The organism is Delftia sp. SD018, from assembly GCF_017355445.1.
GTDB lineage: Bacteria > Pseudomonadota > Gammaproteobacteria > Burkholderiales > Burkholderiaceae_C > Comamonas > Comamonas acidovorans.
In genome coordinates this window covers 94,243-110,966 of the sequence record NZ_JADDRN010000004.1, presented here as the reverse complement: position 1 = coordinate 110,966, position 16,724 = coordinate 94,243, and the positions used below count along the sequence as shown (strand labels likewise).

General features: G+C 66.3%; 16 protein-coding genes. 7 read left to right on the top strand and 9 right to left on the bottom strand.

Annotation, left to right across the window (positions count from 1 at the left end):
• The first annotated feature begins 70 nt into the window (after window positions 1–70).
• Window positions 71–1,117 (top strand): AraC family transcriptional regulator, encoded by a 1,047-nt coding sequence (locus INR38_RS06520; protein ID WP_207441882.1) that lies wholly within the window; start codon window positions 71–73, stop codon window positions 1,115–1,117.
• On the opposite strand, the gene speB is transcribed toward INR38_RS06520, so the two are convergent.
• Together speB and INR38_RS06510 are read right to left on the bottom strand one after the other, a co-directional pair.
• Window positions 1,114–2,184 (bottom strand): agmatinase, encoded by a 1,071-nt coding sequence (speB, locus tag INR38_RS06515; protein WP_207441880.1) that lies wholly within the window; start codon window positions 2,182–2,184, stop codon window positions 1,114–1,116. The genes INR38_RS06520 and speB overlap by 4 nt on opposite strands.
• Before the next feature lie 24 nt (window positions 2,185–2,208).
• Window positions 2,209–3,597 (bottom strand): sodium:solute symporter, encoded by a 1,389-nt coding sequence (locus INR38_RS06510; RefSeq protein ID WP_013801096.1) that lies wholly within the window; start codon window positions 3,595–3,597, stop codon window positions 2,209–2,211.
• 230 nt (window positions 3,598–3,827) lie between these two features.
• Between INR38_RS06510 and INR38_RS06505 the strand changes: the two genes are divergently transcribed.
• Entirely contained in the window at window positions 3,828–4,721 is an 894-nt protein-coding gene (locus tag INR38_RS06505) for a LysR family transcriptional regulator (RefSeq protein WP_012206919.1), read from the top strand.
• Between the two features lie 21 nt (window positions 4,722–4,742).
• Here the strand turns inward: INR38_RS06505 and INR38_RS06500 are convergent, their stop codons facing one another.
• The gene (locus INR38_RS06500) at window positions 4,743–5,651 is read right to left on the bottom strand and encodes an AEC family transporter (RefSeq protein WP_197944032.1); all 909 of its coding nucleotides are present in this window, start codon (window positions 5,649–5,651) and stop codon (window positions 4,743–4,745) included.
• Window positions 5,652–5,978: 327 nt separating this feature from the next.
• Between INR38_RS06500 and INR38_RS06495 the strand changes: the two genes are divergently transcribed.
• The 3 genes from INR38_RS06495 (at window position 5,979) to INR38_RS06485 (ending at window position 9,131) form a co-directional block, all read left to right on the top strand.
• Window positions 5,979–6,941 (top strand): tripartite tricarboxylate transporter substrate binding protein BugE, encoded by a 963-nt coding sequence (locus INR38_RS06495; protein WP_012206917.1) that lies wholly within the window; start codon window positions 5,979–5,981, stop codon window positions 6,939–6,941.
• Between the two features lie 76 nt (window positions 6,942–7,017).
• Window positions 7,018–8,001, top strand: a complete 984-nt coding sequence (gene xerD / locus INR38_RS06490) for a site-specific tyrosine recombinase XerD (protein WP_207441870.1) — start codon at window positions 7,018–7,020, stop codon at window positions 7,999–8,001.
• A gap of 131 nt (window positions 8,002–8,132) precedes the next feature.
• Window positions 8,133–9,131: a tripartite tricarboxylate transporter substrate binding protein gene (locus INR38_RS06485; RefSeq protein WP_013801099.1), complete on the top strand. Its 999-nt coding sequence runs from the start codon at window positions 8,133–8,135 to the stop codon at window positions 9,129–9,131.
• A 78-nt stretch (window positions 9,132–9,209) separates the two neighbouring features.
• On the opposite strand, the gene INR38_RS06480 is transcribed toward INR38_RS06485, so the two are convergent.
• From INR38_RS06480 to INR38_RS06470, 3 genes are all read right to left on the bottom strand, one after another.
• Complete coding sequence (locus INR38_RS06480; RefSeq protein ID WP_012206914.1) at window positions 9,210–10,499, bottom strand: HDOD domain-containing protein; 1,290 nt, start codon at window positions 10,497–10,499, stop codon at window positions 9,210–9,212.
• A gap of 58 nt (window positions 10,500–10,557) precedes the next feature.
• On the bottom strand, window positions 10,558–11,835 hold the full coding sequence (locus INR38_RS06475; RefSeq protein WP_013801100.1) for an HDOD domain-containing protein: 1,278 nt from the start codon (window positions 11,833–11,835) through the stop codon (window positions 10,558–10,560).
• 188 nt (window positions 11,836–12,023) lie between these two features.
• Window positions 12,024–12,830: a ferritin-like domain-containing protein gene (locus INR38_RS06470; RefSeq protein ID WP_063328076.1), complete on the bottom strand. Its 807-nt coding sequence runs from the start codon at window positions 12,828–12,830 to the stop codon at window positions 12,024–12,026.
• 54 nt (window positions 12,831–12,884) lie between these two features.
• Here INR38_RS06470 and INR38_RS06465 point away from each other — a divergent pair, with 54 nt between their 5' ends.
• Together INR38_RS06465 and INR38_RS06460 are read left to right on the top strand one after the other, a co-directional pair.
• The gene (locus tag INR38_RS06465; RefSeq protein ID WP_207441868.1) at window positions 12,885–13,409 is read left to right on the top strand and encodes a gamma carbonic anhydrase family protein; all 525 of its coding nucleotides are present in this window, start codon (window positions 12,885–12,887) and stop codon (window positions 13,407–13,409) included.
• 35 nt (window positions 13,410–13,444) lie between these two features.
• The gene (locus tag INR38_RS06460) at window positions 13,445–14,437 is read left to right on the top strand and encodes an Hsp33 family molecular chaperone HslO (protein WP_012206910.1); all 993 of its coding nucleotides are present in this window, start codon (window positions 13,445–13,447) and stop codon (window positions 14,435–14,437) included.
• A 12-nt stretch (window positions 14,438–14,449) separates the two neighbouring features.
• On the opposite strand, the gene INR38_RS06455 is transcribed toward INR38_RS06460, so the two are convergent.
• The 3 genes from INR38_RS06455 to eno form a co-directional block, all read right to left on the bottom strand.
• Window positions 14,450–14,878, bottom strand: a complete 429-nt coding sequence (locus tag INR38_RS06455; protein WP_099733031.1) for a hypothetical protein — start codon at window positions 14,876–14,878, stop codon at window positions 14,450–14,452.
• Between the two features lie 175 nt (window positions 14,879–15,053).
• Complete coding sequence (ftsB, locus tag INR38_RS06450) at window positions 15,054–15,332, bottom strand: cell division protein FtsB (protein ID WP_012206908.1); 279 nt, start codon at window positions 15,330–15,332, stop codon at window positions 15,054–15,056.
• A gap of 64 nt (window positions 15,333–15,396) precedes the next feature.
• Entirely contained in the window at window positions 15,397–16,683 is a 1,287-nt protein-coding gene (gene eno / locus INR38_RS06445) for a phosphopyruvate hydratase (protein WP_013801103.1), read from the bottom strand.
• Between the last annotated feature and the right edge of the window lie 41 nt (window positions 16,684–16,724).

Below are 16,724 nucleotides of genomic sequence, written 5' to 3'. Positions count from 1 at the left end.
GGTGCGGCCGACTCTCCGTGCAACCCCATCACAAAAAGAGGCTGCGCGCCGAGCGCAGGGCGAGGAATGTATGACGTACAACCGCTGGTCCACGGTGCATATCGCGCCGCTTTCGCGAGCGCAGTTCTGGAGCGATGCCAGCCGCGAGGCGCAGATGCCGCACACGCCCTTGGTCGCGCAGCCCGAGCGATTCGAGGCCGTGCTGACATCGCGCGGCGTGGGCGCGGTGGTGCTCAACCGCATCCAGATGGCGGCCGAACATGGCATGGAGCGCCTGCATGACGATGGCCAGCGCGCAGGCCCGCCCTGCCTGCTGTGCGTGCTCTATGCCAAAGGTGGAGCCCAGGTATTCGCACCGGATGCACCTGACGTATCTGACGTGCCAGACGTACCGGATGCCTCGGCGTCATCTGGGGAGCCGGGCATGGCGGTTGCGGGCAGGAGGCTGCAGGCGCAACCCGGCCAGCTGTTCCTGCTGGATGAGCGGCGCGGCTACCGCATCTGGCAGAAAGAGGCCGTGGACCTGGTGGTGCTGGCCGTGCCGCTGGCACTGATCGATTCGCGTGGCGGCCTGGCTTCGCAACTGCTGGCACGCAGCCTGCCCGACTGTGCATCGCTTCAACTGCTGGTCCAGCAGATGCAATTGCTGGCCGCGTGGCAGGACCCCTTGCCCGAGGCCGAATCCGCCAGGCTGTCCGACTTGGTCATCAACACCGTGAAGACCGTGCTGCAGGCCAGCGCCGACATGGCGACGGCCCGACCCGGCGCGCCCATGCACGTGCTGTTGCGCAGGGTGCGCCAGCTCATTGCCCGCCAGTACCCGGACCCGGCGCTGGGGCCCGAGCGCGTGGCGTCCAGGCTGGGGCTGTCCGTGCGCTCGCTGCAATCCCAGCTGTCGCGCGAAGGCACCAGCCTCAGCGCCGAACTCATGGCCTATCGCCTGGAGCGCGCCCATGCGCTGCTGCGTGGCACGGAGCCGGGAACGCTGGGCATCGCGGAGATCTCGCAGCACTGCGGTTTCAGCTCACCCGCGCATTTTTCCCGCCGGTTCAGGGCACGCTACGGCAGCACGCCGCTGGGGTTGCTGCGGGACGCGGAGGGCGGGCAGGGGACCTAGGCAGGCTGGGCGGCGCCGCGCCCGGCGTGGCGTGCGCAGATCAGGCCGAGGATTTCGAACAGCATCTGCGCGCCTGCGTGGGCGGTGTTGGTGGTGGCGTCGTAGGCTGGAGACACCTCCACCACATCGCCGCCCACGATGTGGATGCCGGCCAGGCCGCGCACCATGGCCTGTGCCTCGCGCACGGTGATTCCACCGACCTCGGGCGTGCCCGTGCCGGGCGCAAAGGCCGGGTCCAGGCAGTCGATGTCGAAGGAGACGTAGACGGGCGCATCGCCCACCACCTCGCTTGCGCGGGCAATGACGCCGTCCACGCCCAGCGCGGGAATGTCTTCGGCATGGATCACGGTCATGCCCGACTCATAGGAAAACTCCCAGAGATATTCGGCCGCGCCGCGTATGCCGATCTGAATGGTCCGCGTGGGGTCGAGCACGCCGTCCAGCACGGCCTGACGAAAGGGCCCGCCGTGGTGAAAGCGGCTGCCGTCGAAGGGGCCGCCGGTATCGCAGTGGGCATCGAAGTGGACCAGGGCCAGTGGCCGGTCGCGGCCCAGCGCCCGCAGTATGGGCAGGGTGATGGAATGGTCTCCGCCAGCGGCCAGCGGAATCACGCCGGCCGCATGGATCTTCGCGAAGGTCGACTCTATGTCGCGGTGCGACTGCTCCAGGCTGTAGCGGCTGGACAGCGGCACGTCGCCGATGTCCGCCACGCGCAGCTCGCGTGTGGGAGCGGATCGAAGCACATGGTTGTAGGGGCCCACGCGTTCGATGGAACGCAGGGCCCGGGGGCCGAAGCGGCAGCCGCTGCGGTTGCTGATGCCCAGGTCCATGGGCACGCCGATCAGCGCGGCCTGGAGGTCGCCAAAATCCGGGCGGCTCCAGTCCATGGGACGAATGGGCGCGTCCAGCAGCGAGGGCATGCCTGCGTAGGGCGCGTTGCGCGTGCCGCTGGCATCGATGATGTGGGCGGCCACGGCGCGGAAATGCGGGTCGTGGATCACGGACTCGTTGGCGCCGCCGAAGCGTGCGCGCAGCGCCTGCAGCCTGTCTGGTGTGAAAAGCGTCATGTCGTCTCCGATTCAGTGCCGGTATCAGGATTGAATGCCCGACAGCGAGCGCTGCTGCGTGCGCTGCGCCAGGCTGATGAGGATGAAGCTGGCCGTGCTCACGGCCAGGCTGGCATAGATGGGCGTGTTGGCGGCCAGGCCGTCCCTGACCATGAAGGCGACGGCCGTGGTGCAGCCCAGCAGCATGCTGGCGATGGCGCCCGCCGTGGTGGCCCGGCGCCAGTAGATGGCGCCGATCAGCGGCACCAGCATGCCGCCCACCAGCAGGTTGTAGGCGGTGGTCAGGGCATTGAGCACATCGTCAACCACCAGGGCGATGCCGAGCACGGCCAGCCCCACCAGCAGCGTCAGCAGCCGGTGCCAGCGCACATCGACCAGCGGCCGGCCGCCCCGCAGCAGGGGCACGAGGTCCTCGGCCAGCACGGTGGAGCCGGCCAGCATGGCGGCGCTGGCGGTGGACATCATGGCCGCCAGTGCGGCAGCGATCACCAGGCCGCGGATGCCGTCCGGCAGGCTGGCCTGCACGATGGCGGCAAAGGCATTGTTGGCGTTGTCCAGGTCCGGCAGCAACACGCGCGCTGTCATGCCCACCAGGGCGCCGACCAGTCCGTAGACCACGCAGTACACGCCGGCGAGGCTGCCGGCCACGGCGGCCACCCGTTCGCTGCGGGCCGTGAACACGCGCTGCCACACGTCCTGGCCGATCATGATTCCGAAGAAATAGATGACGAAGTAGGTGGCGATGGTGTCCCAGCCGATGTGGGTGACATCGAAGCTGGACGCAGGCAGCCGTGCAACCAGCTGGTCCCAGCCGCCCACGCGGTACAGGCAGATGGGCAGCAGGATCAGCATCAGGCCCGCGGTCTTGATCACGAACTGCACGATGTCCGTCAGCGTCAGCGACCACATGCCGCCCACGGCCGAGTAGATGACCACGACGCCCCCGCCCACCAGGATGGAGATCCACAGCGGCAGGTCGAACAGCACCTGCATCACGGTGCCGATGGCGATCACCGACGTGGCCGCCAGCATCAGCGAGTAGGCCAGCATCACCAGGGCGCTGGCCTGCTTGGTGCGGGCGCTGTAGCGCCGCTCCAGCACCTGGGTCACGGTGCAGATGCGCAGCCTGAGCAGGGGCTTGGCCAGGAACAGGTTGAGCACCAGCAGGCCCGCGCCCAGCGCCGCGCACAGCCAGAAGCCGGAGATGCCGTACACATAGCCCAGGCGCACCGTGCCCACGGTGCTGGCGCCGCCTATCACCGTGGCGGCCATGGTGCCCATGTACAGGCCTGGCCCGAGGTTGCGGCCGGCCACGAGAAAGTCCTCCTGCGTCTTCGCGCGGCGCATGCCGTACCAGCCCAGCAGCAGCATGGCTGCCGCGTAGATCACCACGACCGAGATATCGAGCAACATCGTTTGTCTCCCTTTTGTTGCGGCCCTGTTGGCAGGGGCCTCTTGAAACAGCGGTATCCATGGAAGTGAATTCCCTGGCCCGCCCCTCTTGTTCTGTATTGCAGTCCCTCTTTGTTCAATCCAGATGTGCTGCAACAGCCGTGGATGCTAGACAGCAGCCCGGATTGCATCCATTTCAAGTTCCATTTACAAACATCGATAAGAATCGATCTTTTCCGAGTGAAAACCCCATGCTCCATACCGTTTCAGATCTGGACCTGCGGCTGCTGCGCGTGTTTCTGGCCATCGTTGACGCGGGCGGCGTGTCGGCGGCGCAGGCCAGCCTTGGCGTAGGGCAGTCCACGCTCAGCAGTCAGCTGTCCACACTGGAGACGCGGCTGGGTTTCAGTTTGTGCGAACGGGGGCGCGGCGGCTTTCGCCTGACGGCCAAGGGCCGGCGCTTCGTCGATATGGCTCGCACGGCCCTGCAGGGGCTGGAAGGCTTCAGTGCGCAGGCGCGCAACATGCACCGGCAGCTGGTCGGCAGTTTGGCCATCGGCCTGATCGGCAATGCACCCATGGAATACAACGCGCTCATGGGGCGGGCCATACAGCGCTTTCGCCAGCGCGACGAGGCTGTGCGCCTGTCGGTGCTGGTGCGCGGGCCGCGCGAGCTGGAGGAAATGCTGCTGCGCGACGAGCTCCAGGTCGCCGTGGGCTATTTCCTGCACCGTGCGCCGGCGCTGGAATACACGCTGCTGTTCAGCGAAAGGCAGGTGGCCTATTGCAGCGCCAGCCATCCCTTTGCTGCACGCGCGGGCCGCATCGGGGCGCAGGAGGCGGGCGAAGCCGACTGGACCTGGCGCACTTATCCGCTGCCGCAGGCACCGCTGACGGGGCGCCCGCGCCATGTCACCTCAGAGGCAGACAACATGGAGGCGGCCGCCATCCTCATCCTGTCAGGCGCCCACCTGGGCTACCTGCCCGAGCACTACGCGGCGCCCTATGTGGCTGCCGGCCTGCTGCATGCGCTGGACGAATCCCTCTTCAGCTATGACGTGGACATCACCATGGTGGCCAAGAAGCGCGCACGCCAGGATGACATCACGGCCGCCTTCACGGACGACATGCGTGCCGTGCTGTAGGGGCACCGCGGCACAGCGGCATCAGTACTGCAGCAGGCTCAGCGCAAACGGCAGGCTGAGCACGCCCAGCAGTGTGGACAGCGTGACCAGCCCCGCCACATACGAGCCGTTGTAGCCCATGCGCGCGGCCAGCACATAGCACGACGATGCGGTGGGCAGGGCAGAGAAGGCCATGAGGATCAGCGCCTGCGCACCGCTCAGGCCAAACGCCCGCACCATGGCATAGGCGATCAGCGGCTGCACCAGATGCCGCACGGCCAGCAGGCACACGGCCAGCAGCTTGCCGGCGGCCAGCGCGCCGAACTGCATGCCGGCGCCGGCCGACATCAGGCCCAGCGCGATGGAGGCTGCGCCTATGCGGGAGATCGACGGCTCGATCAGCGCCGGCAGCTTCAGCCCCAGCGCGCTGAACACCAGGCCCGACAGCGTGCCCACGATCAGCGGATTGCGCACCAGCTGCCCCAGGAAGTGCTGGTTGCTGCCGCGCGCCATGGGCCAGACGGCCGCGATATTGCACAGCGGCACGCTCACGCCGATCAGCACCGAGATGAACAGCAGGCCCTCAGGCCCCGCCAGCCGGCTGGCCAGCGCCAGGCCGATGAAGGAGTTGAAGCGAAACGCCACCTGCACGGCGCCGGCATGTTCGCGTGTGTCGATCCGGCCGCGCAGGCCCGGCCACCAGGGCAGGCTGTAGGCCAGGGCAATGCCGACCAGGGCCGCACACACGCCAGCGGCCAGCAAATGGGAGGTGGCACCCCAGTCCACCGGGCTCTTGACGATGGAGTGGAACAGCAGCACCGGGAACAGCAGGTAGTACACCAGCGCCTCCACTGCCTGCCAGACCGTGCGGTTGAGCTGTGTGAAGCGGCACAGCACGTAGCCAAGCACGATGAGCGAAAAATCGGGGAAGAGCAGCACGGCGTAGTTCACGGGGGCAGAGCATAAGCGCAACCCCGCAGTCGCCGCGTCTCCCGAGAAACCATGGCGCGAGGCTAGGGGTAAACACCGGGAAATCAGTGCTGCGACAAACTGTGACAACCGGGCCCCGGGCCTTAGCATCGCTGGGGTCCACACAGCCGATCCGAAAGCGCAGGTCCTGACGACCGTCAAGCGCGCAGCGGGCTCCAGGCCCCACCATGGCTGTTCCGTGGCAGCGTTTGCGAGCCTTCATTTCGCAGACCATCCATCCGCAGGCACGGCCTTGCGGATGTCCATGAAACCTTCTTCGTCAACACGACCCCCAAAAGGAGATCTTGTATGAATCGTCGCAGCTGGATGGGCCTGACCCTGGTCCTCGCAAGCACCGGAGCCCTGGCCCAGGCCTATCCCACCAAGCCGATCAAGCTGGTGGTGCCCTTCGCCCCCGGTGGCACGACCGACATCATCGCCCGCGTGATCGCCGAACCCCTGACCAAGGAACTGGGCCAGCCCGTGGTGGTGGACAACCGCGGCGGCGGCGGTGGCGTCATCGGCGCCATGGAAACCGCGCGCTCGCAGCCCGATGGCTACAGCCTGGGCATCGCCACGGTCTCGACCACGGCGACCAACCCCGCGATCAATCCCAAGATCTCGTACAACACGCTGACGGACTTCACGCCCATCATCAACGTGGCGGCCACGCCCAACGTGATCGCGGTGAACCCCAAGTTCCCCGCCAAGGACTACAAGAGCTTCGAGGCCGAACTCAAGAAGTCCCAGGGCAAGTACTCCTATGCCTCCTCGGGCACGGGCGGCATCCAGCACATGCTGATGGAGCTGTACAAGAGCCTGACCAACACCTTCGTCACCCACATCCCCTACCGCGGTGCCGGCCCGGCGCTCAACGACGTGGTGGCGGGCCAGGTGCCCATGGTGCTGGACAACCTGCCCTCGGCCCTGCCGTTCATCAAGGACAACCGCCTGGTGCCCATCGTGGTGGCCGCGCCCCAGCGCCTGGCCGTGCTGCCCAATGTGCCCACCTTCAAGGAAGTGGGCCTGGAGCCGGTGAACCGCATGGCCTACTACGGCATCCTGGGCCCCAAGAACATGCCCAAGGACGTGGTGGACAAGATCAACGCCGCCGTGCGCAAGGTGCTGCAGGATCCGGCCGTGCGCAAGCGCATCGAGGACACGGGCTCCCTGGTCATCGGCAACTCGCCTGAAGAGTTCGCCAAGCAGATCAAGGACGAGTACGAGACCTACAAGAAGGTGGTTGCTCAGCAGAAACTCACGCTGGAGTAAGCACCGCCTTGAGCGGTTGGCTCAGAACCCGAGGCTCCTTGCGGACCTCGGGTTTTTTCGTTGTAGGCTTGATGGGATGTCCCAAGTGCCTGTTGCTTCCATCGCTTCCCCATCGGCTGCCGAAGCCGAATCTGCTGCCGATCCTGCATCCTGGCCGGCGCCGCTGCCGGCCAGCCTGGATGCGCTGGACCTGTTCATGGATGCGCTGCTGCTGGAGGACGGGCTGTCGCGCAATACGCTGGCGGCCTATCGCCGGGATCTGACGGCCTGGGGGCGGTGGCTGGCGCACCAGCGGCCGCCGCTGGCGCTGGATGCGGCGGGCGAGCTGGAGCTGCAGGGCTATTTCGCGGTGCGGGTGGAGCAGACCAAGGCCAGTTCTTCCAACCGGCGGCTGACGGTGCTGCGCCGCTACTACCACTGGGCGCTGCGCGAGCAGCGCATTGCCGCCGATCCCACGGCACGCGTGCTGGCGGCCCGGCAGCCGCCGCGCGTGCCGCATACGCTGACGCAGGCGCAGGTGGAGGCACTGCTCAGGGCGCCCGATGTCGATACGCCACTGGGCCTGCGTGACCGCGCCATGCTGGAGCTGATGTATGCCAGCGGCCTGCGCGTGAGCGAGCTGGTGGATCTGCCCTTGCATGGCATCGATCTGCGCTCGGGCGTATTGCGCGTGACGGGCAAGGGGCAAAAGGAAAGGCTGGTGCCCTTCGGCCAGGAGGCGCACTGGTGGCTGGAGCGCTACCTGGCCACGGCGCGCGGTGCCATCCTGGGCGGGCAGCGCAGCGATGCGGTCTTCGTGACCCAGCGCGGAGCGGCCATGAGCCGCGTGATGTTCTGGGTCATCGTCAAGCGCTGCGCGCAGGTTGCGGGCGTCACGGCACCGCTGTCGCCACACACGCTGCGCCATGCCTTCGCCACCCACCTGCTCAACCATGGCGCAGACCTGCGCGTGGTGCAGATGCTGCTGGGCCATGCCGACATCTCCACCACCACCATCTACACCCATGTGGCGCGCGAGCGGCTCAAGGCATTGCACGCTTTGCACCATCCGCGTGGTTGATTGGATGTGGAGGGTTCGCCGGTTTGGGTGTTTCTGCCGTTGAAATCGTCGAAGTGGCAAAGCCTGTCCCGGGGATATGCGCTTTGCAGAACAATTACCGCCGTGTTCGATGTGTTTCTGCGGAGTTTTCGATGACTGATTTCCTGCGCCGGCATGTGCTGGTGACTTCCATGCTGGCGGCGACGGTCGCTGCTGCGGCCTTGCCGATGTCCGCGTCGGCCGCCGATGCCGCCTGGCCCAGCCGGCCCATCCGCGTGGTGGTTTCCTATCCGGCCGGTGGCGTCAGCGACGTGGTGGCGCGCGCCCTGGGCGAGAAGCTGGCCGCCCGCCTGGGCCAGCCCGTGGTGGTGGACAACAAGGCCGGCGCCGGCGGCGCCATCGGCCTGGACCTGGTGGCCAAGGCCGCACCTGATGGCTATACGCTGGGCTTTTCCTCCATCAGCCCGCTGACGCTGAGCCCGCACCTGGGCAAGCCGCTGTTCGATCCGCAGCGCGATCTCGTGCCCGTGACCAGCGTGATGTATTCGCCCGTGCTGCTGCTGGGCACGGCGCGCTCCACGGCGACCGATTTCAAGGCACTGGTGGCGCAGGCCAAGGCCCAGCCCGGCGAAGTCCGCTGGGCCACGGCCGGCCTGGCCTCGCTGGGCCACATCATGCTCGAGCAGATCATGTATGCCTCGCAGGCCAAGATCACGCACATTCCCTACAAGGGCGGCGGCCAGCAGCTCAATGATGGCCTGAGCGCCCAGTTCGAGGTGCTCTCCACCAACGCCGGGCCGGCCGTGCTGCAGCACATCAAGGCGGGCAAATTCAAGGCCCTGGCCGTGGGCGCCCCCCAGCGCCTGGAGTCGCTGCCCGGCGTCCCCACGCTGGCCGAGCTGGGCTACAAGAGCGCCAACATGACCTCGGTGTTCGGCATCTTCGCGCCCGCAGGAACGCCCGCGCCCGTGCTGCAAAGGCTCAATGCCGAGATCAACCAGGTGCTGACCCAGCCCGACATGCGTGCCAAGCTGGAGGCCACCGACAACGTGGCCACGGGCGGCAAGGCCGAGGATTTCGCGCGCCAGATCGAGGCCGAGTCCCAGTCCAACGCGCGCATCATCCAGGCTGCAGGCATCAAGCTGAACTGATACCGCTGCGGCGCGTGGCATGCAAAAAGGGCTTGCGGCTTCCCGGCCGCAAGCCCTTTGCCATGGTGGCTGGCCCGTTCAGACCGTGGCGTCGTCCGCCGTGAGGTTGTCGGCCCAGGCCAGGGCCTGCAGGTGCGCCCAGTTGACCTGGTGGTTGGACAGCTGCAAGGCGTTGGCGGCGCGCGCAAAGCCTTCGTCGTCGCCGCTTTCGCAGGCGCGTGTCAGCTCCAGGAAGGGCGCGAACACGCCCTTGTTGTGCACCAGCGCATCGATCACGGGCTGGGGCAGGGCGATGGATTCCAGCGCCTTTTCCATGGGCTGGCCCAGCATCACGTCCAGCAGCGAGAACACGCCCACCACGAAGGCGTTGTCGCATTCCTCGGGCGAGAGCAGCTCGGCCGTCAGCAGCTCCATCAGGCGTCCGCGCACCACGGCGGTCTGGCCCACGGCCGGTGGCGTGCCGCCCGCGCGCGAGGTGGTCAGCAGCAGCGCGGCCCAGCGGAACAGCTTCTTGAGGCCCAGGATCATCACCGCATGGCGGAACGAGGTGATCTCGCAGGACAGGCCGAATCCCGAGGAGTTGATGAAGCGCAGCAGGTTGAAGGACAGCGTGGGGTCCTTCTTGAGCAGGGCTTCGATCTCGTCCGTGCTGGCCTGCTGGCGCACCAGGTTGATCAGCTGGATGATGGTGGCCTGCGTGGGGCGGATGGTGCGCGCCTGCACCAGCTGCGGCTGGGCGAACCAGAAGCCCTGGAACAGCCGCACGCCCAGGTCGCGCATGCGCTCGAACTGCTCGGAGGTCTCGACTTTTTCGGCCACGATCTGGGCATTGGTATGGGCGCGCGCGAAATTCACCAGGGTCTCGGCATCGGCCAGTGCAAAGGTCTGCATGTCCAGCTTGATGAATGCGGCCGCAGGCAGCCAGCTGGCATAGGCGCGGCGCAGCAGGTGCTGGTTGAAGGCCAGGCGGAAGCCGCGCTGGCGCAGGGCCTGGAAGGTGGGCAGGCGCTCTTCGATATCGGCTGTGGTGGCGTTCTCGCCCAGCGTGGTCACTTCCAGCACCACCTTGTCGGGGTGGATCAGTTCCAGGTGGCCGCCGGCCAGGCTGTCATGCGTGCAGTTGATGAAGACCGTCTTCTTGCCCACCAGCGCCTCGGCTCCCGCATACGACAGTGCGTTGAACAGCAGGGCGGCATCGGAGGCCGCCGTGTGCGCATGCTGGGCTGTGGAGCGATCGAAGAGTTCATAGCCGAAGACATCGCGCGCCTCGTTGACGATGGCCTGGCGCGCAATGACGGCCACCTGTCCGTCCTCCACTCCTTCTGGCAGGGGTGGTGGCGGAGCGGAGGAGTTGTCGTTGGTAGTCATTTGGAAGCTGAGAAAGATGAAGGAGCGGCGGCGTTGAGTTGCGTGCGATAGCTCATGACTATAGCGAGCTGTCTGCCAGTTGATCGGTCCAGGCCAGGGCCTGCAGATGGGCCCAGTTGATCTGCTGGCTGCTCAGGCGCAGTGCGTCTGCGCTGCGGTTGAAGGCTGCGTCGTCGCTGGCTTCGCAGGCCTGGGCCAGGATCAGCAGCTCGCCCAGCACGCCTTCGTGGCGCAGCACGGCGGCGGAGACGGCATCGGGCACGGGGATCAGGCTCATGGCCACATCCTGCGGCAGGTCCAGCATGCTGCCCAGCAGCGAGAAGATGCCGACGACGAAGGCCTGGTCGGAGTCTTCCTCGCTCAGCGATTCCTGGGCCAGCAGCTCCATCAGCCGCCCGCGGATCACGGCGGTCTGGCCGATGGCCGGCGGCGGGCCGCCGTTGCGCGATGCGGTCAGCAGCATGGCCGCCCAGCGGAACAGCTTCTTGAGGCCCATGAGCATCACGGCCTGGCGGAAGGAGGTGATCTCGCGTTGCACGCCAAAACCCACGGAATTGATCAGGCGCATCAGGTTGAAGGCCAGGCCCGCATCCTTCTTGAGCACATCCTCGATGGCATCGGTGCTGGCCTGCTGGCGCACCAGATTCAGCAGCTGGACGATGCTTTGCTGCGAGGGCGACAGCAGCTTGGTGCGCACCACCGTGGGCCGCGCAAACCAGAAGCCCTGGAACAGCTGAATGCCCAGGCGGCCCACCTGCTCGTACTGCTGTGCGCTTTCCACCTTCTCGGCGATCAGCTCGGCGCGCGTGTGGCGGCCAGCGAAGTTGACCAGCACGGCCAACTGGTCAGGGGCCAGCACGGACAGGTCGAACTTGATGTAGTCGGCCAGGGGCAGCCAGGCCGCATAGGCGGACTCCAGCACCGTGTGATTGAAGGCCAGGTTGAAGCCGCGCGCGCGCAGATTGCTGAGGATGGGCAGGCGGGCCTGCACCTCTTGCTGTGCGGCCAGGCCCAGCGGCGGGATCTCCAGCACCACCTTGTCGGGGTTGAGCAGCTCCAGATGCCCGCCGGCCAGGCTTTCATGCGTGCAGTTGACGAACATCAACTTGGTGCCGACCAGATCCTCTTCGCCAGCATGCGACAGGGCCGTGAACACCAGGGACACGTCCGAGGCCGCCGTATGGTCCGGGTAGGCGCGAGAACGGTTGAAAAGCTCGTAGCCGATGATCTGCTGCACCCCATTGACGATGGCCTGGCGCGCGATCATTCCCCGGTCTGTGGACGCGGGGCTGGCCGCAGGGGCATCGTTGAAGAGATGGACAGGCAATTCGGTCATGGAGTGTTCGGTCGAAGAGGCACGGTAAGCAGCAGATCTGATTGTAGGAATGTTCTGAATAAATATGCCGACAGGCAGTGTCTGCTGGGACAAGTCCGATTGCGGAGTCGGACCCATCCTAGTTTGTAAACCATTGTGCGGCCATGCGGACGGGACGGGCCCGTCCGCGCGGCTGCGGCAGTCTTTCTTCAGACCTGCTGCAGCCAGGCCAGTTCGGTATCGGTGAAGCCAGCGGCGCGGCGCGCGCGCTCGTTGAAGGGCGGGCGCAGGCGCGGTGCCTCGTAGCGCTGCGTCAGGTGCTGGTAGTGCGCCTCCGGCTCCAGGCCTTCACGCTCGCACAGCCAGCGGTACCAGTGGTTGCCTATGGCCACGTGGCCCACTTCCTCGCGCAGGATGATGTCGAGGATGTCCACGGCCGCCAGCGCATCGGGCGCGCGCGTGTTGCGCAGCTTGTTCTGGATCTGGGGCGTGGCGTCCAGGCCCCGTGCCTCCAGCGTGCGTGGCACCAGGGCCATGCGGGCCACCACGTCATGCGCGGTCTTCTCGCACATGGTCCACAGGCCCTGGTGGGCCGGGAAATCGCCATAGTCGTGGCCCAGGTGCGCGCGCAGATGCTCGCGCAGCAGGCGAAAGTGCTTGGCCTCCTCGGCGGCCACCTGCAGCCAGTCCAGGTAGTACTGCTGCGGCATGCCGTCAAAGCGCCAGACGGCATCCAGCGCCAGATTGATGGCGTTGAACTCGATGTGGGCAATGGCGTGGATCAGCACGGCCCGGCCTTCGGGCGTGGCCGGCGAGCGCCTTGCAACGGCGGTGTGGTGGCGCAGCTCGGGCCGCAGCGGGCGGCCGGGCAGGTCCGGTGCGGGATCGGACAGGGCCGGTGCCTGCGCTGCTATTGAATAAAGCGCCTGCCGTGCATACATGTCCAACGCGGCGGCGGCCTTTTCTTCGGGGTCCGGGAGGCACAAAACCTCAAGGGCGCGGTGACGTAACTCCATCCCTACAATTCTAGGTTTCCTGCCATCACCAATAATTGACGGAGACAAAGACCCATGGCGATTTATGAACTGGATGGAGTGGCCCCTGAAGTGGCAGCATCGGCCTGGGTGGCCGACAGCGCCGAGGTGATGGGCAATGTGCAGCTGGCTGAAGACGCCAGCATCTGGTTCGGCGCCGTGCTGCGCGGCGACTGCGAGAGCATTTCCATCGGCGAGGGCAGCAACATCCAGGACGCCAGCGTGCTGCATGCCGACCTGGGCAAGCCGCTGGTCGTGGGGCGCCATGTGACCGTGGGCCACCAGGTCATGCTGCATGGCTGCACCATCGGCGACGAGACGCTGATCGGCATCGGTGCCGTGGTGCTCAACGGCGCGAAGATCGGCAGGAACTGCCTGGTCGGCGCAGGCGCCCTCATCACCGAGGGCAAGGAGTTTCCCGATGGCTCGATGATCATCGGCAGCCCGGCCAAGGCCGTGCGCCAATTGACGCCCGAGCAGATCGAAGGCTTGCGCCGCAGCGCCCAACACTATGTCGATAATGCGCGCCGGTTCAAGACCGGGTTGCGCAAGCTGGGCTGAGCGAGGCCCGGCACTTTTTTACGGAATCCATCAGCGTGTCTGAACTGCATAAATTCATCTTCGAAGGCCTGCCCGTGCGCGGCTCCATCGTCCGCCTCACCGACGCCTGGCAGGAAATCCTGCAACGCCGCGCGGGCAACGGCGAGACCGGCGCCTACCCCGCTGCCGTGCGCGAACTGCTGGGCGAAATGGCGGCTGCCGGCGTGCTCATGCAGTCCAACATCAAGTTCAACGGCGCCCTGGTCTTCCAGGTCATGGGCGACGGCCCGGTCAAGCTGGCCGTGGCCGAGGTGCAGTCCGACTTCGGCCTGCGCGCCACCGCCACCCTGATCGGGGAGGCGCCCGAAGGCGCCACGCTGGAGCAACTGCTCAATGTGAATGGTGGTGGCCGCTGCGCCATCACGCTGGATCCCAAGGGACGCCAGCCGGGCCAGCAGCCCTACCAGGGCGTGGTGCCGCTGCAGGATGCGCAAGGCCGCAGGTTCTCCAAGGTGTCCGATGCACTGCAGCACTACATGCTGCAGTCCGAGCAGCTGGATACCGTGCTGGTGCTGGCCGCCAATGACCAGTTGGCTGCCGGCCTGCTGATCCAGCGCATGCCGGTCAAGGGCGAGGCCAACCTGGCCTCCGCCACCGAAAGCGAGCAATCGGGCCAGGACGCCATCGGTCTGAACGAGGACTACAACCGCATCGCCACGCTGGCCGCCAGCCTGACGCGCGACGAACTGCTCACGCTGGATGTGGAAACCATCCTGCGGCGCCTGTTCTGGGAAGAGAAGCTGATGCGCTTCGTCCCCCAGCAAGATGAAGAGCGCCCGCGCTTTGCCTGCACCTGCAGCCGTGAGCGCGTGGGCGCCATGCTGGTGTCGCTGGGCATTGAAGAGGTGGACAGCATCCTGGAGGAGCGCGGCAATATCGAGGTGGGCTGCGACTTCTGCGGCAAGCAGTACGAGTTCGATCCCATCGATGCCGCCCAGCTGTTCACCGAAGCCGGCAAACAGCCGCCGACCTCGACGAACGTCCAGTAAATACGCTCGGAGTCAGTCCCGCCCGCTGCGCAGCGCGTCGAACAATCGCCGCTCGCAGTCCGGGTCGCTGCATTGCTCGCAGCCGTAGGGGCGAAGGCGCGCGCTGCGTTGCGCGGGGCTTGCGGGCAGCCAGGACCAGTCCATTTGCGGAGCCTTGAGCCTGAGCGACTCGGCCAGCTGTTGCCATTGCCGGGCGGTATTGCCGTAGAGCACCACGTAGTCGCGCGACTGGCCTTGCAATTGGTCGCGCCAATGCTGGAGCTGAGCGGCAGGGCCATTGCTCACTCCTTCGTGCTCGGTGACGGAGGCTCTCCAATCCAGTCCCAGCAGGTAGACGGCCCCATGTTCCGGCAGACACTGCCCCGGCTCGGCCGCCAGGCATTGCCAGTCAGCAGGAGATGCTCCGTGGTGCCGCCAGGCCTGGCGCAGTGCATGGGCCATGGAAAGCGCGAGCGCGGGCGGCGATCCCAGAAGAATCACAGGGGGCGGGGGCAAGCGGTCTGTGTCCAAGTACCTGTCTCGGCTTGCGCGCAGGCCCGGTTAAGGGGTGCAGGCGCCTTGTTGCAAAAGCACAAGGCCGGCATGAAGCCGGCCCTGATGCAGGAAATCCCAACCCTCAGCGCCGCACGATCTGCACGAAGATCTCGTTGGGCTTGACCATGCCCAGCTCGCTGCGGGCCTTTTCCTCGACCATGGCCAGGCCGTCCTTGAGGTCGTTGACCTCGGAGGCCAGGCGGTCGTTCTCGGCCTTTTCCAGGGCATTGGCCACGTTCTGGTCGTGGATCTGCTGCTGCAGTTCCTTGACGTAGGCCACGCTGCCATGGCCCAGCCACAGCTGCGCGTGTACGGCGGCGAGCAGGGCGAGCAGGACAAGGGGGACGACGCGGTTGACCATGGCAGCAGATGTTGCGGAAAGGAAAAAGGCTTGCAGGCCGGATGGCTTGCAAGCCTAACGCTTTTCAGCGCAGGTTGTAGAAAGCCTCGCGGCCGGGGTAGTGGGCGATGTCACCCAGGTCTTCCTCGATGCGCAGCAGCTGGTTGTACTTGGCGATGCGGTCCGAACGGCTCAGCGAGCCGGTCTTGATCTGGCCGGCATTGGTGCCCACCGAGATGTCGGCAATCGTCGAATCCTCGGTTTCACCCGAGCGGTGCGAGATCACGGCCGTGTAGCCTGCGCGCTTGGCCATTTCGATGGCGGCGAAGGTTTCGGTCAGCGTGCCGATCTGGTTGATCTTGATCAGGATGGAGTTGGCGATCTTCTTGTCGATGCCTTCCTTCAGGATCTTGGTGTTGGTGACGAACAGGTCGTCGCCCACCAGCTGGACCTTGGCGGCCAGGCGGTCGGTCAGGATCTTCCAGCCATCCCAGTCGCCTTCGGCCATGCCGTCCTCGATGGAGATGATGGGGTACTTGTCGCACCAGCCGGCCAGCATGTCGGTCCACTGGGTGGCGGTCAGCGTCAGGTTGCCTTCACCGGCCAGCACGTACATGCCGTCCTTGTGGAACTCGCTGGCGGCGCAGTCCAGGCCCAGAGCGATCTGTTCGCCGGCCTTGTAGCCTGCATTTTCGATGGCCTGCAGGATCAGTTGGATGGCGGCTTCGTGGTTTTCCACGGAAGGCGCAAAACCGCCTTCGTCGCCCACGGCCGTGCTCATGCCCTTGTCGTGGATGATCTTCTTGAGCGCGTGGAAGACTTCGGCACCCCAGCGCACGGCTTCGCGGAACGAAGGCGCGCCCACGGGGATGATCATGAATTCCTGCAGGTCCAGGCTGTTGTTGGCGTGCGCGCCGCCGTTGATGACGTTCATCATCGGCACGGGCAGCTGCATGCCGCCCATGCCGCCCAGGTAGCGGTACAGCGGCAGGCCGGCTTCTTCGGCAGCGGCGCGGGCCACGGCCATGGAGACGGCCAGCATGGCGTTGGCGCCCAGGCGGCCCTTGTTGTCCGTGCCGTCCAGGTCGATCAGGGTCTTGTCCAGGAAGGCCTGCTCGGAGGCGTCCAGGCCCAGAACGGCTTCGGAGATCTCGGTGTTGATGTGCTCGACGGCCTTGAGCACGCCCTTGCCCAGGTAGCGGCTCTTGTCGCCGTCACGCAGCTCGATGGCTTCGCGCGAGCCGGTGGACGCGCCCGAAGGCACGGCGGCACGGCCCATCACGCCCGATTCCAGCAGCACGTCGCATTCGACGGTGGGGTTGCCGCGGCTGTCCAGCACTTCGCGGCCTACGATGTCAACGATTGCACTCATGGCATTTCCTTTGCGGTTTTTGAAATCGGTGTGCAGGCGGG